Origin of the sequence: Streptomyces sp. NPDC057616 (genome assembly GCF_042800575.1) — a bacterium.
In the GTDB taxonomy this organism is placed as follows: domain Bacteria; phylum Actinomycetota; class Actinomycetes; order Streptomycetales; family Streptomycetaceae; genus Streptomyces.
In genome coordinates, this window is sequence record NZ_JBHVGU010000020.1 from 172,940 (window position 1) to 189,631 (window position 16,692).

The window sequence follows — 16,692 nt, forward strand, 5'->3', positions numbered from 1 at the left end:
TGGGACACTGACGAACCGTGCTCTTCCCTACATCGATGTAAAGGAGCCGTCCATGCGCGTACGACCGCGCATCTCCCCCCTCACGGCAGTCCTCTCCCTGCTGGCCGTGCTGCTGGGTCTCCTCACCGCCGGCCCGGCCGCGGCCCGGCCGGCGGTGCCCACGGCCGCGGCGAGACCCGCCGCGGCGGCAGCGGGCACCTTCCGTAACCCGCTCAACACCGGCCCGGACCCGTTCATGACGTACTGGAACGGGAACTACTACCTGACCACCACCCAGGGCGACAGCATCCGCATGTGGCGCTCGCCCTCGCTCGGCACCCTGCTCACCGCCGACCCGGTCACCGTGTGGACGGACACCGACGCCGCGCGCAACCAGCACCTGTGGGCACCGGAGTTCTACCGCTTCGGCAACCGCTGGTACCTCTACTACACGGCCGACGACGGCACCGACGACCACCACCGGGTCTACGTCCTGGAGTCCGACCGCGACGACCCGGCCGGCCCCTACCACTTCAAGGCGAAGCTGGCCCCGCCCAACCACGCCGCCGACTTCGCGATCGACCCGGGCATCCTGCAGCACAACGGCCGCCTCTACCTCGCCTACGCGGGCATCAACCAGTACCAGCACAACGGCATCAACATCGCCCCGATGTCCAACCCCTACACGGTCTCCGGCGACGCCGTGGCGATCAACGCCGCCGGCGGCTGCGACGAGGTGCGCGAGGGACCCGAGTTCCTCAACCGCAACGGCCGTACCTGGATGACGTATTCGACCTGCGACACCGGCAAGCCCGACTACCAGGTCTGGATGATGTCCCTGGCGAACGGCGCCGATCCGCTGGTGCCCGCCAACTGGCGGCAGCACTCCGGGCCGGTCTTCTCCCGGGCCGACGACCACGGCGTCTACGGCCCCGGCCACCACGCCTTCTTCCGCTCGCCCGACGGCACGGAGGACTGGATCGTCTACCACGCCAAGTCGACGTCGGCGTACACCTACACCGACCGCACCACCCGCGCACAGAGGATCACCTGGAACGCGGACGGCAGCCCCGATCTCGGCCGGCCGACGGCGATGGGCGCGACGCAGGACCTGCCGTCCGGCGACCCGGGCTCGGGCACCTACTGGATCAACGACGACGGCCGCTCCAGCGGCGACGGCACCCTGAGCTACACCGGCGCCTGGAACTCCGGTACGGGCTGCGGCACCCAGTGCTTCTGGGGCGACGACCACTGGATCGACCAGGCCGGGGACACGGCGACCTTCACCTTCACCGGCACCCGCATCGCCCTGCTCTCCGTCCGCGACACCGGCAACGGCATCGCGGCCCTCAGCGTCGACGGCGGCACGGAGCAGCGCGTCGACTTCTACGGCGCGATCCGCACGGGGGAGACCGTGCAGTACATCAGCCCGAAACTGGCGTACGGCCGCCACACCCTGCGCGTTCGTGTGACGGGCGAGCACAGTGCCTCGTCGCAGGCGGCGTTCGTGAGCGTCGACCGGGCGGAGGTGTACACCAAGTGACCGGTTGAACGCGCGAGGGGGAGACCGCCCGGCGGTCTCCCCCTCGCGCTGTCGTCGACGTCAGTGCAGGCGCAGGGCCTCGCGGATCGTCGTGAACAGGTCGGTCTGGTTGGTGACGCCGAGGACGCGGTACGCCAGCGGGCCCTGGGCGGCGATGCGGACCTCGGTACCCGTGTGCTCCTGGGACTGGCCGGGGGTGTTGGTCGAGTAGTTGACCTTGAGCTGCTGGCCCTCGTTGGTGACGAGCGTCGAGGACAGGCCGGGCGGAGTGGCCTCCAGCGGGACGATCTGGCTGGTGTGGCCGTGGTCGGCGGTGGTGACCACCAGGGTGTCCGGGTGCTTGGCCGCGTAGTCGCGGGCGACCTTCACCGCGCGGTCGAAGGCGGCGGTCTCGCCGATCTGGCCGCAGGGGTCGGCCGCGTGGTCCTGCTTGTCGATCGAGGCACCCTCGATCTGCAGGAAGAAGCCCTGCTTGGAGTGGTGGGCCCGCTGCTTGGCCTCCAGCAGCTGGATCGCCTTGGTGGCGGAGTCCGCGAGGCTCGGGGTCGACGACGGGCGGTTCGGGTTGGAGGTGACGCAGCGCTGCGGGTCGGTGCCGCCGACGGCCGCGGCCTTGCCGGTCCACTCGACGGGCACGTTGCCGGAGGCGAACAGGCCCAGCACCGGCTTGTTGGACTTCACGCTCCTCAGGCCCGCGCTGTCCGTGACGACCTGGTAGCCCAGCTTCTGCGCCTGCTGGGTGACGGTCAGGCCCTTGTACGCGCCGGCGGTGACCTTCTGGTCGAAGCGCTGCTTGCCGCCGCCCAGCAGGACGTCGACCTTGTGGTCGACCGACTGCTCGGCGATGGAGCCGGGGCCGCCGGCCGCGATCGTGTCGGTGGGGCAGTTCGCCATGTCGGCCGGGCCCTGGCAGCCGCGGTCGGTGACGTGCGAGGCGAGCACGGCCGGGGTGGCGTCGGTGAGCTCGGAGGTCGTCACGCTGCCGGTGGCGTAGCCGTTCTTCTGCGCCAGCTCCAGGATGGTGCGGACGGCCTTGTCGCTGCCCGGGGTCTTGGAGATGCGGCCGTTGACCGTCTTCACGCCGGTGGCCCAGCCGGTGCCGCTGGCGGCGGAGTCGGTGACGTAGTCCGGCGTGCCGTCCTTGTGCACCGCGTACGTCGTGTACGCGCCGGTGAGCGGGAACCTGTCCATGTTCAGGCGGCCGTTCGCACCGACCGTGTAGTCACGGGCGAGGGTGATCTCGGAGTCGCCCATGCCGTCACCGATGAGCAGGATGACGTTCTTCGCCTTCCCGCTCTGGATCGCGCTCTTCGCCTGCTGCGCGCCGTCGAAGGCACCGGCGGCGGTCGTGACGGCCACGGCCGCGGAGGTCGCCGCGACGACGGCGGTGGCGATCGTGAGGTGACGGCGGGTGAGTCTGGGCATGGATGAGGCTCCTTGAGGCGTCCGGTGTCCCGCATCCGCGTGCGGTGACCAACGACGGCCACATCACCAGGCACTGGCAAAGGGAAGGTAAATGAATGGTCGTGTGTGTCCGTCGAGGACATGACGCACGGGGGGCTGCCGTGCGTGCGGCCTCAGGCCCGGCGGGCGCCCGGTAGCAGCGACTGAAGCGCCAGCCTGGTCAACTCGGCCTCCACGGCGTCCCGTTCCGGTACGACGGCGGCACGGAACGAACGGCCGGCCAGGAGCGAGACGAGCCACCACGCGGCCGTGCCGGGATCGACGTCGTCCCGGACCTCGCCGGCCGCCTGCCCGCGGCGCAGCAGTTCGGCGAGCGTGGTGACGAAGTGCCGGTGCACCTGGCGCAGGGCGTCGCCGAGGTCCGGGTCGTGGGCCAGCGCGGTCGCGTCGGCGAACAGGAAGCCGTGCGAGCCGGGTTGGTGGAAGCGGTCCATGTGGGCCGGGTCGAGGAAGGCCGCCAGCACCTCGGGCACGGGCCGGCCCGCGTCCGCGGCCTCGTGGAGGAGCGCGGAGACCGCGTCCGTGGCGTGGTCGAGGGTGGCGCGGTACAGGGCCGCCTTGGAGCCGAAGTTCTGGAACACCACCGGTTCGCTGACGCCGACCTTCTTGGCGATGTCGGAGACCTTGCCGCGCTGGTAGCCGGTCTCGGAGAAGACCTCCGCCGCGGCGGCGAGGATCGACGCGCGCCGCTCGGCCGCGGGCAGGCGGGTCCGCGTACGCGGGTGGCGGCGGGACTCGGTCACGACGGCAATCCTATGCCGACCCTTGCCGTATTTCTTAGTCGCGACTAAGTTGGGCGCAGTACTTAGTCGTGACTAAGTTATGGAGGAGGGTCATGTCTCTCGGACGCCTCATGCAGGGCAAGCCGCGCTCGGACACCCCGGGCGTGACCATCGCGACCCCGCGTGCCTACGAACTCTGCGGCGACGTCTGCTTCGCCGGCCGCCGCAACCGCGCCTTCACCCGTCTCGCCGCACTCAGCGGCGCCGAGCCCGGCGACCGCGTCCTGGACGTGGGCTGCGGCACCGGCTACCTGACCCGGCGCATGGCCGAACGGGTCGGCCCGGGCGGCGAGGTGACGGGGGTGGACCCCTCGCCGCCGGTGCTGGAGTACGCCCGCCGCAGGAAGCAGCGCCCCGGCGGCGCCTCCTGCGTCTACCGGGAGGGCCTCGCGGAGTCCCTCGACCTGCCGGACGGGTCGTACGACACCGTCGTCACCAGCCTGATGCTGCACCACCTGCCGGAGGACGTCCGCCCGGCGGCCCTGCGCGAGATGTTCCGCGTGGTGCGCCCCGGGGGACGGCTGCTCGTCGTGGAGTTCCGGCCGCCCAGGAGCCGGCTCGGCCGTCACCTGGTGCACGGCGGAACGGCCCACGCCATGGCGCACAACCGCGTCGACCTCCTGGACGGCATGATCGCGGACGCCGGGTTCGAGGTGGCCGGGCGCGGGGACGTAAAGCCTTGGCTCTATTACGTACAGGCCGTGCGCGCACGGTAGTTGACCTTTCCGGGACCTGCGCGCACGGTGTAGTCGCCGAATGTTTCCGGTCAGCCGACCTGACAGGTTCCGGACAAAGAGTTGACCAAGTTTCGGACGGTTTCCGTCTTCTCGTGATCGGGTCTCCCGCAACGGCTGTATCCACACCCGTTCGGGAGGATCTGGTGCCAGAACAAACCCGCAGAAGACGGTGGCTCACCATCTGTGCCGTCACTGCCACCGCAGGGCTCGTGGCGATACCCGCAGGCGCGGCGCCCGGTGGCCGGCACACGAGCCCCTTCGGGGCCCGCACGCAGGCTCAACTCGCCGCCGAGCGCGCGCACTCGGCGGGCGACGTCGGCCTCAAGGCGAAGGCGGACGACGGGGACGAAGGGGGAGAGGCCGACGAGATAGCCGAGGGCGCGGCCCAGTACGCCGAGGCCCGCACAGCGCCCGGCGTCGTCGCACCGGGCGCGTACGGCGCCGCCTGGCAGAGCCTGAACAAGCTGCCGAGCGCAGGCGGCCATTGGCAGGACATCACCGACCTGCCCTACAACTCCGACGACCCGCGCTACCGCGACATCGACTCCAACTCCAGCGGCGGCGCGGGCAATGTGACCGGGCGCATGGCCGCGATGGCCGCGGACGACGACGGCTACGTCTACGCGGGCAGCGCCGGCGGCGGTGTGTGGCGCTCGCGCTCCGGCGGCGGCCACTGGCAGTCCATCAGCGACAGCCTGTCCTCGCAGGCCACCGGCGCACTCGCGCTCGACGGCGCCGGACGGCTGTGGCTGGGCACCGGCGAGGCGAACACCAACGCGGACGCCTATCTCGGCAGCGGCGTGTACGTGCTCACCCACCCCCACCACGGCGCCTTCTCCGCACGCAGCCGGGTCGGCGGCGATCAGCTGGAGAGCACGACGATCCGCCAACTGCGGTTCGGTGGCGGCAAGGTGTGGGCCGCGACCAGTGAAGGCGTGTGGAGCCACTCCACGAAGAAGCTGAACGGCGCCTGGAAGCTCGAGTTCGCCCCCAACCCCGACTATCTGCCGGGCGGTTCGAAGGCGAAGGACCCTGCCGCCGCGTACAAGAACATCACCAACGACATCGCCTTCGACCCCAAGGACCCCGCGAAGGTGGTGCTCGCGGTCGGCTGGCGCAGCGGCGACGACTACAACGGCTTCTACACGCGGACCGGCGGCAGCTGGCAGCGCATCGGCAGCGGCTTCGGTGACATGCCGACCGACCCGGACAACGTCGGCACGGTCACCTTCGCCCACTCCGCCGACAACTCGCGCTACTACGCCATCGACCAGTCGCCCGAGCAGCTGGCGACCAACCCGGACAGCAACCTGGAAGGCGTCTACAGCGCCGCGTCGCCGTTCGGGCCCTGGACGAAGGTCGCCGACTACAAGCAGCTGGCCGCCGACGGCTCCGCGCTCACGGACGCCGGCTACATGCCGGGCGTGCAGGCCTGGTACAACCAGTTCCTGACCGTCGACCCCGCCAACCCCAGGCATGTGTACCTGGGTCTGGAAGAGGTCTTCGAGTCCAAGGACGGCGGCGCCGGCTGGTCCGCGGTGGGCCCGTACTGGAACTTCCCGTTCCCCTGCTGGAGCATCGACCCGAGCAAGCAGACCGGTGACTGCAGCCAGACCACTCACCCCGACCAGCACGGCGTGGCGATCGGCCGCTACCACGGCAGGAGCGTCGTCTACGTCGGCAACGACGGCGGTGCCTACCGTCGCCCGGTCGACGGCTCCCAGGACTCCTCCGGCCACGCCACCGACTGGGCCTCGCTCAACGACGGCTCCATCGACACCCTGCAGTACTACTCGGTGGGCGTCGGCAAGGACCTCGACCACCACGGCGTCTCCGTCACCGGCGGTCTGCAGGACAACGGCCAGTCGATGCTGCGCAGCAACGACAAGGTGATGGGCTCCAACTTCGGCGGAGACGGCGGCGACACCCTCGCCGACCCCGCCAACGGCTGCAACATCGCCCAGGAGTACGTCTACCTCTCGGTCCAGGTGACCCAGAACTGCGCGGTCAACGACGGCAGTTGGATCAACGACCCGACCAAGGCGACCTCGTACAACGTCGCCCCGGCCGACAATGCCACCGGTGAGGCACGCTTCATCGCCCCGCTCGCGGCCGACCTGAAGAACAGCGCGGCCTGGGTCGCGGGCGGCCGGCACGTGTGGACGCAGTCCCACGGCTACGCCATCAGAAGCGGCAGCGAGTGGAAGAGCGTGTACGACCTCGGCGCGGGCCGGACCGCGACCGCCGTCGCGGCCTCGGGCGGCAAGGTCTACGCGGCCTGGTGCGGCCCCTGCAACGAGCAGGGCTTCGCGCGCGGCATCTCCGTCGGCAACGCGGACGGGACCGGCTGGCACGACATCAGCCTGCCGGTGAACGGGACCGTGCCGAACCGCTACCTCAGCGGCTTCGCCATCGACCCGAAGAACGCGAACCACGTCTTCCTCGCGGTCAACGGCTTCTCGCGGCACTGGACCGAGGGCCCCGGAGCCGGCCTCGGCCATGTCTTCGAGTCCACCGACGGCGGCACCACCTGGAAGGACATCTCGGCGAACCTGCCCGACGTGCCGACCAACTCCGCGGTCGTCACGGCGAACGGCGGCCTCGCCGTCGGCACCGACCTCGGCGTCGTCTACCGCGCACCCGGTCACACCAAGTGGGAGCGCCTCGGCTCCCTGCCGGCCGTCGCCGTCCTCCAGCTGAAGCTGGGCCCGGACGGAAGCACCCTGTACGCGGCCACGCACGGCCGTGGCATCTACACGCTCAGGACGCGTGACCACGGCTGACGCCGCACCGATGAGGGAGGGGTGATCCCGGTCCGCCGGGGTCACCCCTCCTTCGGATACGGCACGACACTCACGTCCAGCGTGAAGGCGGCCCGGGCGGCGCCCGCCACGTCCGGGGCCTTCGCGAGCGCCGTGACCTTGGCGCTGCCGCCCCGGGTGCCCGCGCTGCGCAGCGAGGCCCGGGCGGTGCCGTCCGGACCCACCTGCCAGCCGGACGCCACGACGAACACCGGCGCGGAGCTGTTCACCGCCGTCCACCGCCGGTCGTCGGCCCGCGGTTCGAGAACGAGCGACACCACGGTCCCGGGCCGCACGCACAGCCGGCGCGTGGGTGCGTCGCCGGGGGAGACGGTGACCTGGGCGTGCCCGGCGGCGCAACGGCCCGTCGCCCCGGAGGGCTCACCGGCCGACGCCGACCCGCCGGGGGTGCCGGAACCGGTGGGCGTGGCCGAGGACGGAGCCGGCGCCGGCGTCGAGGAACCTTGCGCCGGAGTACTGCTCGACGGCCCGGCGGAGCGCCCCGCACCCGACGCCCCGCCCGAAGACCCGCCGCACGACGCGAGGACGACCATCCCGGCCACCGCCCAGCCCGCGACCCACCAGCGCATACCGACACCTCCCGGTCGCTCGTACGACCAACGCCTACGACCAACGCTTACGGCTGACTCGTACGACCAAGGGGATGGTCCCACGCCATCGGCCGGACGAGCGGCGTCGTGGCGACGGCTCCTCCCGGCGCGAGATCACGTCCGTCCCGCAGTGTTGCCTCCCCGCGACCGCCGCTGTCGTCAAGTGGTGCGGACGTAAGGGGAGTTACCGCCATTCTCCGTCGACGGCTGTGGTACTTGTCACGCGTGACTGCTGAACCGGCGATCAGTAGGAGGCATCTTCCCCTCCGAACCTACCGATCGGTAACGAGGAGATTTCATGCGAGTCCGTACCGCCGTCGCCGCTGCCGCCGTGCTGGCCGCGGGGCTGACGATGACCGCCTGCCAGAACGACGACAAGGCTTCGGGAAGCGAGAGCACCGGCAGCACCGCGTCGGCGCAGGGCGGCAGCGCCACGCCGAGCGCGACCGCGGAGGGGACCGGCTCCGGCACGCCCGGCGCGACCGGGGGCGACGCCTCCGCGCGGGGCGGGGACGGCACGATCGCCGCGTGCACCGCGCGGACCACGAAGGCGGCCTTCGTCGCGGCCGCCCGGCATGCGACCCCGTCCAGGCCCGCGACCGGCACCTTGAAGATCACCAACACGTCGGCGAAGCCGTGCACCATCGTGGGCGCCACCTCCCTCGTCGCCAAGGACGACCAGGGCAAGAGCTCCCCGATCGAGACCGACAACTCCGCCGCCGGAACCGACGCCGTCGACGTGAGGCCCGGAGCCACCGCCACGGCGAGCGTCAGCTACGCGGACCTGAACTTCGAGGGCACCGAGTCGGCCCGGCAGACGTGCGGGGTCCAGGCGTCGAAGGTGGAGATCGCCCTGCCCAAGGACGTGAGCCGCACGGTGAAGGTCACCACCGACACGGGCTCCGCCGCGATCTTCAACGTCTGCGGCAAGGAAGTGAAGTTCGGGGCGTTCCGGGGCTGACGGTCCCGCCGGCGGGGGATGCCTCCGGTGCGCGCGAGCACCCGGGCATCTCCCGCGCAGGCGCGCGTCCCGGGTGCGCGTCTCAGCTCCGTGGCGGGTCCATACGCCCGAGCCAGGCGGTGAGCAGCGCCTGAAGCTGCGCCGCCTCCTTCGGTGCGAGTGTGTCCAGCAGGCGCCGTTCGTTGCGCATGTGCTCGGTGAACGCCGCGTCGATCAGGTCGCGGCCGGCGTCGGTCAGTGCGACCACGCGGCCGCGGCCGTCGGCCTCGGAGCGGCGCCGGCTCACCAGGCCCGCGCGTTCGAGCCGGTCGAGCCGCTTGGTCATGGCGCCGGTCGTCACCATGGTGTGCTCCGACAGCTCGCTCGGCGCCCGCTCGAACGGGTCGCCGGCCCGGCGCAATGTGGCCAGGACGTCGAACTCGCCCTCGCTGAGGCCGAATCGGCGGTAGACGACGCAGAGCTGCTCGGTGAGCAGCCCGGCGAGGCGGTGGAGGCGGCCGATCACCCCCTGCGGGCTCACGTCGAGATCGGGGCGCTCGCGGGCCCACTCCGCCTGGATCCGGGCCACGTGGTCGAGGTCGCCGGTCCGGTCGAGATCGTCAGCCATGGCTTCACTATAGCTTCCGAGGAAGTTATATTACCTTCCATGGAAGCTACCTTGCGCTGGACGGCGGTCGCGGCGATCGCTCCCGTGGCCTGGGGCACCACCTACTACGTCACGCACGCCTACCTCCCCGCGGGAGATCCCCTGTACGGCGCGGTGATCCGGGCGCTGCCCGCCGGAGTGCTGCTGCTCGCGGTCGCCCGCAGACGCCCGCACGGGTCCTGGTGGTGGAAGTCGCTGGTCCTGGGCACCCTCAACGCGGGCGTGTTCTTCGTCCTCGTCTACGTCGCCGCCCAGCTGCTGCCCACCAGCCTCGCCTCGACGATCATGGCGACGTCGCCGCTCGTGATGATGCTGACGGCGTGGCCGCTGCTCTCCGAGCGTCCGTCGCCGCGGCATCTGACGGGTTCCGCCGCGGGGATCGTGGGCGTGAGTCTCATGCTGCTCACCGGCGGGACACGGGCGAGCGCGCTCGGTGTGCTCGCCTCGGTGACGGCCCTGCTGCTGTCGTCGCTGGGCTACATCCTCGCCAAGCGCTGGAGCCACCAGGTCGACGTCCTCGCCTCGACGTCCTGGCAGCTCATCGCGGGCGGGCTGCTTCTGCTGCCGTTCGCCGTCGCCGTCGAAGGCGCGCCCCCGGCCCTGGACACGTCGGCCGCCCTCGCCTTCGGATACGTCACGACGGTGGCCACGGCCCTGGCCTTCGCGGCCTGGTTCGCCGGACTGCGCCGTCTGCCCGCGGCGACCGTCGGCCTGGTGGGGCTGCTCAACCCGGTGACCGGCGTGCTCCTGGGCACGATCGTGGCCGACGAGACCCTGACCGCGCAGCAACTGTGCGGCCTCGCCCTGGTCCTGACCGGAATCCTGCTGAGCCGCCCCGCCGCCCGGCGGCGTACGACGCATGAGACGGCCAAGGAGGACAACGTGCACTCCACAGGGCCGGTCGGCACGGGCGGCACCGCTTCACACCGGTGAGCGGTGAGCGAGGGTGCGCGTGGATCGCGGTCTGGGCGCCGGCTGAGGTGCCGGGCGGTGTGGACGCCGGGGGTGGCCGTGGAAAAAGACCCGCGCTTCACGGGGCCGGTCGGGAAGGGCGGCGTAACTTCACACCGGTGAGCCGAGAGCGGGGCTCCGCGCGGACCGGAGCAGCCCGTTCACCTCGATGCGCGGCGCTCTCTGCGGGCATTGCGATAGGCGTGCAGCAGCAGCCGCAGGGTCGCGAGGGCGTCCGGCCTGGCACCGTGGGTCAGGAGCTCGGCGCCCTTGCGTTCCACGGCCCGCAGGCGCAGACGCTGCACGGCGATCAGGGCGTCGAGGAACGGCCGGTGCCCGGGCTCCGCGAGTTCGGGCAGCTTGCCGCAGCCGTCCAGCCCGGCGGCCGCGACCCGGGCCTGCTCCGTGACCAGGCGCTCGACGGCGGGCACGTGGTCGCCGCTGCCGCGCGCCAAGTCCTCGGTCTTCAGGCCGTGCCGGGCCAGGGTGTCCCTCGGTACGCCGATCCGCCCCTGAGCGACGTCCTCGGGCAGGTCCGCCAGGAAGTCGATGCGCTGCATGGCCTCGATCAGCGTCCGGCAGTCGGCCTCGAACACCAACGCGTCCGCCGGGGAAGGCGGTTCGAAGAGGCAGGCCGTGAGCATCAGCGCGGGCAGGGAGTAACTGTCCACGTACGCCTGGAAGTCGCTCTCCGTCTCGAAGCCCGTCCAGGCGGCCTCCACCGGCGCGCCGTCGAGAAAGGCCCGTACGCGCGTCGCCAGGACCGGATGCCGCCGGGCGGTGTCCGCCAGAGCCCTCAACATGGGCCGCTGTGCGGCGCCTTGCTGCGCGAGCGCGGCGGTGACCTCCTGGTCCCAGACGCGCAGCGCCGCCTGCCGGGCGGCCGGCTCCCCGCTGTCGATGCGCTCGTCCGTCTCGTGCATGAAGGCGACCGCGGTGAAGACGGACGGGTGCAGCGCTGCGGGCAGCAGCAGCCGGAGGGTCATGTACTCGGCCGGTGCGAACCGCCGGGCGAGCGCGCGCTGCATGCCGTAGTCCCGGCGCAGAGAGGGATCGCTGATGCCGCACCGGTCCAGGGCGTCCGACCAGCTGCTCACGTCTCTCCTCGCTCCGGGTCCTTTCGATGATCACGCACGGGTCAGCGTATCCGCACCCGGTTCATCGCCCGGACCCGTCGACCCGGATCAGGGTCTGCTGCCCGGCGGCGACGAGCTTGCGCCGCCCGTCCCGGACGGCGAACACCTCCAACTGGCAGACCGTCAGGGTGCGTCCGGACTTCACGACGGTGCCGACCGCCTCGACGACGTCGCCGACGGCCGGTGCGAGGAGGTTGATCTTGTACTCGACGGTGAGCACGTCGGTGTTCCCGGGGAACAGGGTGTAGGCCGCGTAGCCGCCCGCGCTGTCCGCGATCGCGCTGATGGCGCCGGCGTGGAAGTAGCCGTGCTGCTGGGTCACTTCGGGCCGGGCCGGCAGTTCGATGTGCACACGGCCCGGCCCGATGTGCGCGATCCGGGCGCCGAGATGGGCCATCAGCCCCTGCCGGTCGAAGCTGTCCTGGATGCGCTTGCACATCTCGGGGCTCGCCTGCTCCCGCTCCTCGTGCCCGCCCCGCGGGTCCCGGTCTTCCACGTGTTCTCGTCTCCTCGGTAGCCTGCGTCACCATGATGCGCGCATGGATCCTGCCGGTGGTTCTGGTGCTCTGCGGCGCGGTGTCCGCGGCCGGGATGATCCTCGCGGGGAAGCCGGGAGCGGCCGCGGTGATCATTGTGCTCTTCGTGGCGTTCGCCGGCGTCAACTCGCCGCTGATCTTCCCGAGGTCGGTCGGCGCGCTGGAGGCGCAGCGGCGCAGCGATGCCGACGGCCGGCCGGTGATCTTCTGGCGTCCGGGCTGCGCGTACTGCCTGCGCCTGCGCATGCGGCTGGGCCGTCGTGCCCGGCGGGTGCACTGGGTCGACATCTGGCGCGACCCGGACGGTGCGGCCGTGGTGCGGGCGGCCAACGACGGCGACGAGACCGTGCCCACCGTCCTCGTGGCGGGCCGGCCCTACGTCAATCCAGACCCCGCGTGGGTGCGCGAACAGCTCTCCCGCTCCGCCTGACCGGCGCGCCGCCCGAACGCGCGCCCCGGCGCGGGTGTCGGTGACGCCCGCCGGGGAACCCGGGGCCCGCCCGACGGAAGGGTCCCGGCGTTCCGGGGAGGTCAGGCCGTGAACCTGGACCTCCCCGGACGCCGCCAGGCAGGAGGGAGTGCAGTGGTGGTTCTGGGGGCGCTGCGCCTGGTGGTACCGGGCCGGTCACGCCCGGCGCACCGCGGGACGCCGCGCGGACTGTCGCCGGACGGACGGACCGTTCTAGGCTGTCGGAAGGGAGGAATCCGTTCCTCCCGTGTCCCCAGTCCTCGGACAGCGAAGCACGCGTCCCGGCCGGCCGGAGCCCACCTCGTCCCGCGTCTGAGCTTCCAGCGGGCCCCGGCCTTCGTCCTCGCGGCTGTTTCGAGCTGGGGCTGACTCCCGCTCGGCCCCCGGGCCGCAAGGACATTCCCGCGCGGGCCCTCGCGCCAGGGGACGGCGCGAGCCCTCGCGCACAGCGGCCGTCGCCCTCGCCGACATCAGGCGGCGGCCGCTGATAAGTCTTCCCAGGGATCGCACGGCAGGCACCCGTACGTCGTCGGAACGTGTGAAGACTCTCCGCACCGGCGCACAGACGACGGACAGACGGCCGACACATCGCGGGAGTGCCCGGCCCCATGGCAGGCCCGGGCCAAAGCTGTGACGATGGCGTACAGGCAGCGGACCCGACGGCAGTGTGGGAGATGACATGCCGATCAGCCGGCTGGGACTCGTCGTGCACGGTGGCCGGCCCGAGGCGGTGTCGGGAGGCCGGACCGTACGGCAGTGGTGCGCGCGGAACGACATCGGCTGCGTCGACATCGACGTCTGGCAGGGCCAGGGAAGCCGTCGCAGCGGCCGGGACGAGGTGCGCGCCGCGGGCAGCCCCGATCTGATCGTCACCCTCGGCGGAGACGGCACCTTTCTGCGCGGGGCCCGTATCGCCGCGAAGAAGAACATCAAGGTGCTCGGCGTCGACCTGGGCAGGGTCGGCTTCCTCACCGAGACCGCCGTGGGGGAGGTCGAGCGGGCCCTGGACGCCGTGCACGCCGGACAGTCCGAGTACGAGGAGCGGATGACGCTCACCATGCGGGCCTCGAAGCTGCTGGAGTTCCCCACCGACGTGGAGCAGTTCCTCTGCTACGGCCACGGGCCCGCGCTCCCGCCGCCCCCGCCGCAGTCCGATGGCGCGGACCAGGACGACGACGGCATCGCGCTGGACGTCACCGCCCTCAACGACGTCGTGGTGGAGAAGCTGGCACGGGACCACCAGGTCAGCCTCGGCGTCTACATCGCCGGGCGGCTGCTGGCCTCGTACTCGGCGGACGGTGTCGTCGTCGCCACCCCGACGGGCTCGACCGCCTACAGCTTCGCCGCCGGCGGACCGGTGCTGTCGCCCCGGATGCGGGCGGTGATCTTCACGCCCGTGGCGCCGCACATGGCGTTCAACCGCACGGTGATCGCGAACGCCGACGAGCCGATCACCCTGCGCGTGCTGCCCCACTCGGGGCGCGCCGCGGTGAGCGTCGACGGGCAGCCGCGGGGCGTCCTGGACCCCGGCGACTGGATCGGCGTGACCGCGGCACCCGAGCCGCTGCGCCTGGTGAGGCTGAACCCCGCCAACTTCTACGGGCGTCTGCGGGAGCGCATGCGGCTGACCGACGCGCCCGCGACGGCCGCGGACGGCGAGGCGCCGGCCCTGTTCATGCCCACCAGGCCCGTACCGACCAGCGTCCACCGGCTCGACGCCCCGCCCCTGTCCTGATCTGTATCGGCACCCCCCGACCTCTATCTGCAACCGATGGTTGCGTATCGCGGCGGAGAGGTCTACCGTGATGTGCAACCAAAGGTTGCGAAAGGAGGCCGGCGGTATGGAGTACGGCAGCATCGAGCGGGAGATCCGCATCGAGGCCACACCCGAGGTGGTCTACGAGGTCGTCAGCAAGCCCGAACACCTGCGGGAGTGGTGGCCGGACGAGGCGGAGCTCGAACCGGTGCCCGGCGGCACGGGGACGATCACGTTCGGCGACCCGAGCGCCCCGGACGCCAAGGCCGAGTCCCTCACGGTGGTGGAGGCCGACCCGCCGCGGCGGTTCAGCTTCCGGTGGGTGTACGACGACGGAGAGACCGCCGGGCCCGCCAACTCGCTCCTGGTCACCTTCGACCTGATCCCCTCGGGAACGGGCACGCTGCTGCGCTTCAGCGAGTCGGGATTCCGGGAGCGGGGCTGGGAGGCGGCCGTACTCGAAGAGGCGTACCGCGACCATGCGAAGAGCTGGGACCACCACTTCCTGCCCCGGCTCGTCGCGTATGCCGCCCGTATGGAGTCGGCGCGGTGACCGCCGTCGTCGACGACGAGCTCTGGTCCGCGGTGGGGGATCCCATCCGGCGGCGGATGCTCGACCTGCTGCTGGCCGACGGCAGCGGGACCGCGACCACGCTGAGCGAGCGGCTGCCGGTCACCCGCCAGGCGGTCACCAAGCACCTCGGCGTCCTCGGCCGGGTCGGACTCGTCCATGTGACCCCGTCCGGACGCGAGCGCCTGTATCAGGTGGACGAGGCTCAACTCGCCCGCGCTGTCGTGCAGTTGGCATCGGTCGGGTCGGCCTGGGATGCCCGGCTGCAGCGCATCAGGCGGATCGCCGAGACGATCCAGCGCAGCAAGGAGAGCTGAGCCCGTACGCACGCACCCGCACACAACTACCCGCATGAGAAGGAGAGATCGCGATGGTGGACATCCTGCACAGGATCGGTGTCACGTCGTCCCCCGACGACGTCTACGCGGCCTTGACCACGATCGAGGGCCTGTCGGACTGGTGGACACAGGACACGGAGGGCGACACAGAGGTCGGCGGAGTGATCCGCTTCCGCTTCGGGCCCGGCGGCTTCGACATGAAGGTGCTCGAAGGCCGGCCCGGCGAGCACGTGCGCTGGGAGGTCGTCGACGGCCCCGAGGAGTGGATCGGCACCCAGGTCCACTTCGACCTCAAACAGGAGGACGGCTACACGATCGTGCTGTTCCGGCACGAGGGCTGGAAGGAGCCCGTGGAGTTCATGTACCACTGCAGCACCAAGTGGGCGACGTTCCTGATGAGCCTGAAGCGGCTGATCGAGACCGGCAAGGGCGAACCCGCCCCGCGCGACGTCCAGATCAGCAACTGGCACTAGCCGGTGGCCGGTCCACGCGGCCGGGTGGTCGTAGCTCCGTCAATGCGGTCGCCCGCGCGGTGTCTGTGCGCATGATGGGCGTCGAGCGAATTGCCTACGACCGGAGGAACGGATGGACATCGGAATCGGCCTTCCCAACACGGTTCCCGGTACCGAGCCGGCGAGACTGCTGGACTGGGCCCGGCAGGCGGAGGGTGCGGGATTCAGCACCCTCGGCACCATCGGCCGGCTGGTGTACCAGGGCTACGAGGAGCTGATCGCCCTCAGCGCGGCCGCCGCCGTCACCAGCAGAATCCGCCTGACGACGAGCGTGCTCCTCGCGCCCCTCCACACCAACGCCGCCCTGCTGGCCAAGCAGGCGGCCTCCCTGGAACGGATCTCCGGCGGACGCTTCGTGCTCGGGGTGGGCCTCGGCGGGCGCGACGACGACTTCGCCGCCAGCGGGCTGTCCACCAAGGGCCGGGGGCGCCGTTTCGAGGACCAGCTCCAGGAGATGAAGCGGATCTGGGCCGGGGAGGAGCGCGGCATCGCCGGCGGGATCGGGCCCAGGCCCGTGCGCGACGGCGGCCCCGAGCTGATCCTGGGCGGCGGGAGCGCGGCCAGTTTCCGGCGGGTGGCCGAGTTCGGCGACGGCTGGATCATGGGCGGCGGCTCGCCGGACATGTTCGCCCAGGCGGCGGCCGCAGTGGACGCCGCCTGGCGCGACGCCGGCCGCTCGGGCACACCCCGCAAGCTGTCCCTGGCCTACTTCGGGCTCGGGCCCGACGCCCGCGCGCAGGCGGACGGTTATCTCCTGGACTACTACGGCTTCCTCGGCGACGTCGCCGGCCAGATCGCCGCGAGCGCCGCGGTGACCCCGGACATGGTCAAGTCCTACGCCGCCGCCTTCGAGTCGAGCGGCTGCGACGAGCTCATCTTCGTCCCGACCGGCTCGGGGC

The 16,692-nt window shown here is 71.6% G+C and carries 17 protein-coding genes; 11 read left to right on the forward strand and 6 right to left on the reverse strand.

Annotation, left to right across the window (positions count from 1 at the left end; genetic code table 11):
• The first annotated feature begins 52 nt into the window (after positions 1-52).
• The gene (locus tag ACFU97_RS25510) at positions 53-1,522 is read left to right on the forward strand and encodes a family 43 glycosylhydrolase (protein WP_384260570.1); all 1,470 of its coding nucleotides are present in this window, start codon (positions 53-55) and stop codon (positions 1,520-1,522) included.
• 60 nt (positions 1,523-1,582) lie between these two features.
• On the opposite strand, the gene ACFU97_RS25515 is transcribed toward ACFU97_RS25510, so the two are convergent.
• Both ACFU97_RS25515 and ACFU97_RS25520 read right to left on the reverse strand, forming a co-directional pair.
• Positions 1,583-2,947 carry an alkaline phosphatase gene (locus ACFU97_RS25515; protein WP_384260573.1) on the reverse strand — a complete coding sequence of 455 codons (1,365 nt, stop codon included), beginning with the start codon at positions 2,945-2,947 and terminating at the stop codon, positions 1,583-1,585.
• Between the two features lie 152 nt (positions 2,948-3,099).
• A complete protein-coding gene (locus ACFU97_RS25520; protein ID WP_384260576.1) occupies positions 3,100-3,729 on the reverse strand; it encodes a TetR family transcriptional regulator in 630 nt (209 codons plus the stop codon).
• A gap of 92 nt (positions 3,730-3,821) precedes the next feature.
• On the opposite strand from ACFU97_RS25520, the gene ACFU97_RS25525 reads away from it, so the two are divergent.
• Positions 3,822-4,484, forward strand: a complete 663-nt coding sequence (locus tag ACFU97_RS25525) for a class I SAM-dependent methyltransferase (RefSeq protein ID WP_384260579.1) — start codon at positions 3,822-3,824, stop codon at positions 4,482-4,484.
• 164 nt (positions 4,485-4,648) lie between these two features.
• Entirely contained in the window at positions 4,649-7,288 is a 2,640-nt protein-coding gene (locus ACFU97_RS25530) for a glycosyl hydrolase (RefSeq protein WP_384260582.1), read from the forward strand.
• Between the two features lie 41 nt (positions 7,289-7,329).
• Here the strand turns inward: ACFU97_RS25530 and ACFU97_RS25535 are convergent, their stop codons facing one another.
• Positions 7,330-7,896 (reverse strand): hypothetical protein, encoded by a 567-nt coding sequence (locus ACFU97_RS25535; protein ID WP_384260585.1) that lies wholly within the window; start codon positions 7,894-7,896, stop codon positions 7,330-7,332.
• A 319-nt stretch (positions 7,897-8,215) separates the two neighbouring features.
• Here ACFU97_RS25535 and ACFU97_RS25540 point away from each other — a divergent pair, with 319 nt between their 5' ends.
• Positions 8,216-8,878 (forward strand): DUF4232 domain-containing protein, encoded by a 663-nt coding sequence (locus tag ACFU97_RS25540; RefSeq protein ID WP_384260587.1) that lies wholly within the window; start codon positions 8,216-8,218, stop codon positions 8,876-8,878.
• An 82-nt stretch (positions 8,879-8,960) separates the two neighbouring features.
• Here the strand turns inward: ACFU97_RS25540 and ACFU97_RS25545 are convergent, their stop codons facing one another.
• Positions 8,961-9,485: a MarR family winged helix-turn-helix transcriptional regulator gene (locus ACFU97_RS25545; protein ID WP_384260590.1), complete on the reverse strand. Its 525-nt coding sequence runs from the start codon at positions 9,483-9,485 to the stop codon at positions 8,961-8,963.
• A gap of 39 nt (positions 9,486-9,524) precedes the next feature.
• Here ACFU97_RS25545 and ACFU97_RS25550 point away from each other — a divergent pair, with 39 nt between their 5' ends.
• Positions 9,525-10,457: a DMT family transporter gene (locus tag ACFU97_RS25550; protein ID WP_384260592.1), complete on the forward strand. Its 933-nt coding sequence runs from the start codon at positions 9,525-9,527 to the stop codon at positions 10,455-10,457.
• Positions 10,458-10,636: 179 nt separating this feature from the next.
• On the opposite strand, the gene ACFU97_RS25555 is transcribed toward ACFU97_RS25550, so the two are convergent.
• A complete protein-coding gene (locus ACFU97_RS25555; protein ID WP_384260594.1) occupies positions 10,637-11,572 on the reverse strand; it encodes a squalene/phytoene synthase family protein in 936 nt (311 codons plus the stop codon).
• A gap of 61 nt (positions 11,573-11,633) precedes the next feature.
• Positions 11,634-12,050, reverse strand: a complete 417-nt coding sequence (locus tag ACFU97_RS25560; protein ID WP_384260631.1) for a PaaI family thioesterase — start codon at positions 12,048-12,050, stop codon at positions 11,634-11,636.
• 89 nt (positions 12,051-12,139) lie between these two features.
• Here ACFU97_RS25560 and ACFU97_RS25565 point away from each other — a divergent pair, with 89 nt between their 5' ends.
• From ACFU97_RS25565 to ACFU97_RS25590, 6 genes are all read left to right on the forward strand, one after another.
• Entirely contained in the window at positions 12,140-12,577 is a 438-nt protein-coding gene (locus tag ACFU97_RS25565; RefSeq protein WP_384260597.1) for a glutaredoxin domain-containing protein, read from the forward strand.
• A 718-nt stretch (positions 12,578-13,295) separates the two neighbouring features.
• Positions 13,296-14,351: an NAD(+)/NADH kinase gene (locus tag ACFU97_RS25570; RefSeq protein ID WP_384260600.1), complete on the forward strand. Its 1,056-nt coding sequence runs from the start codon at positions 13,296-13,298 to the stop codon at positions 14,349-14,351.
• Positions 14,352-14,457: 106 nt separating this feature from the next.
• Positions 14,458-14,925, forward strand: coding sequence for an SRPBCC domain-containing protein (locus ACFU97_RS25575; RefSeq protein WP_384260602.1), 468 nt, complete (start codon positions 14,458-14,460; stop codon positions 14,923-14,925).
• Positions 14,922-15,260: an ArsR/SmtB family transcription factor gene (locus ACFU97_RS25580; protein WP_384260605.1), complete on the forward strand. Its 339-nt coding sequence runs from the start codon at positions 14,922-14,924 to the stop codon at positions 15,258-15,260. The genes ACFU97_RS25575 and ACFU97_RS25580 overlap by 4 nt, the downstream gene beginning before the upstream one ends.
• A 53-nt stretch (positions 15,261-15,313) precedes the next feature.
• On the forward strand, positions 15,314-15,754 hold the full coding sequence (locus ACFU97_RS25585) for an SRPBCC domain-containing protein (protein ID WP_384260608.1): 441 nt from the start codon (positions 15,314-15,316) through the stop codon (positions 15,752-15,754).
• A gap of 112 nt (positions 15,755-15,866) precedes the next feature.
• The coding region (locus tag ACFU97_RS25590; RefSeq protein ID WP_384260610.1) for an LLM class flavin-dependent oxidoreductase at positions 15,867-16,692 on the forward strand (826 nt) is incomplete at its 3' end.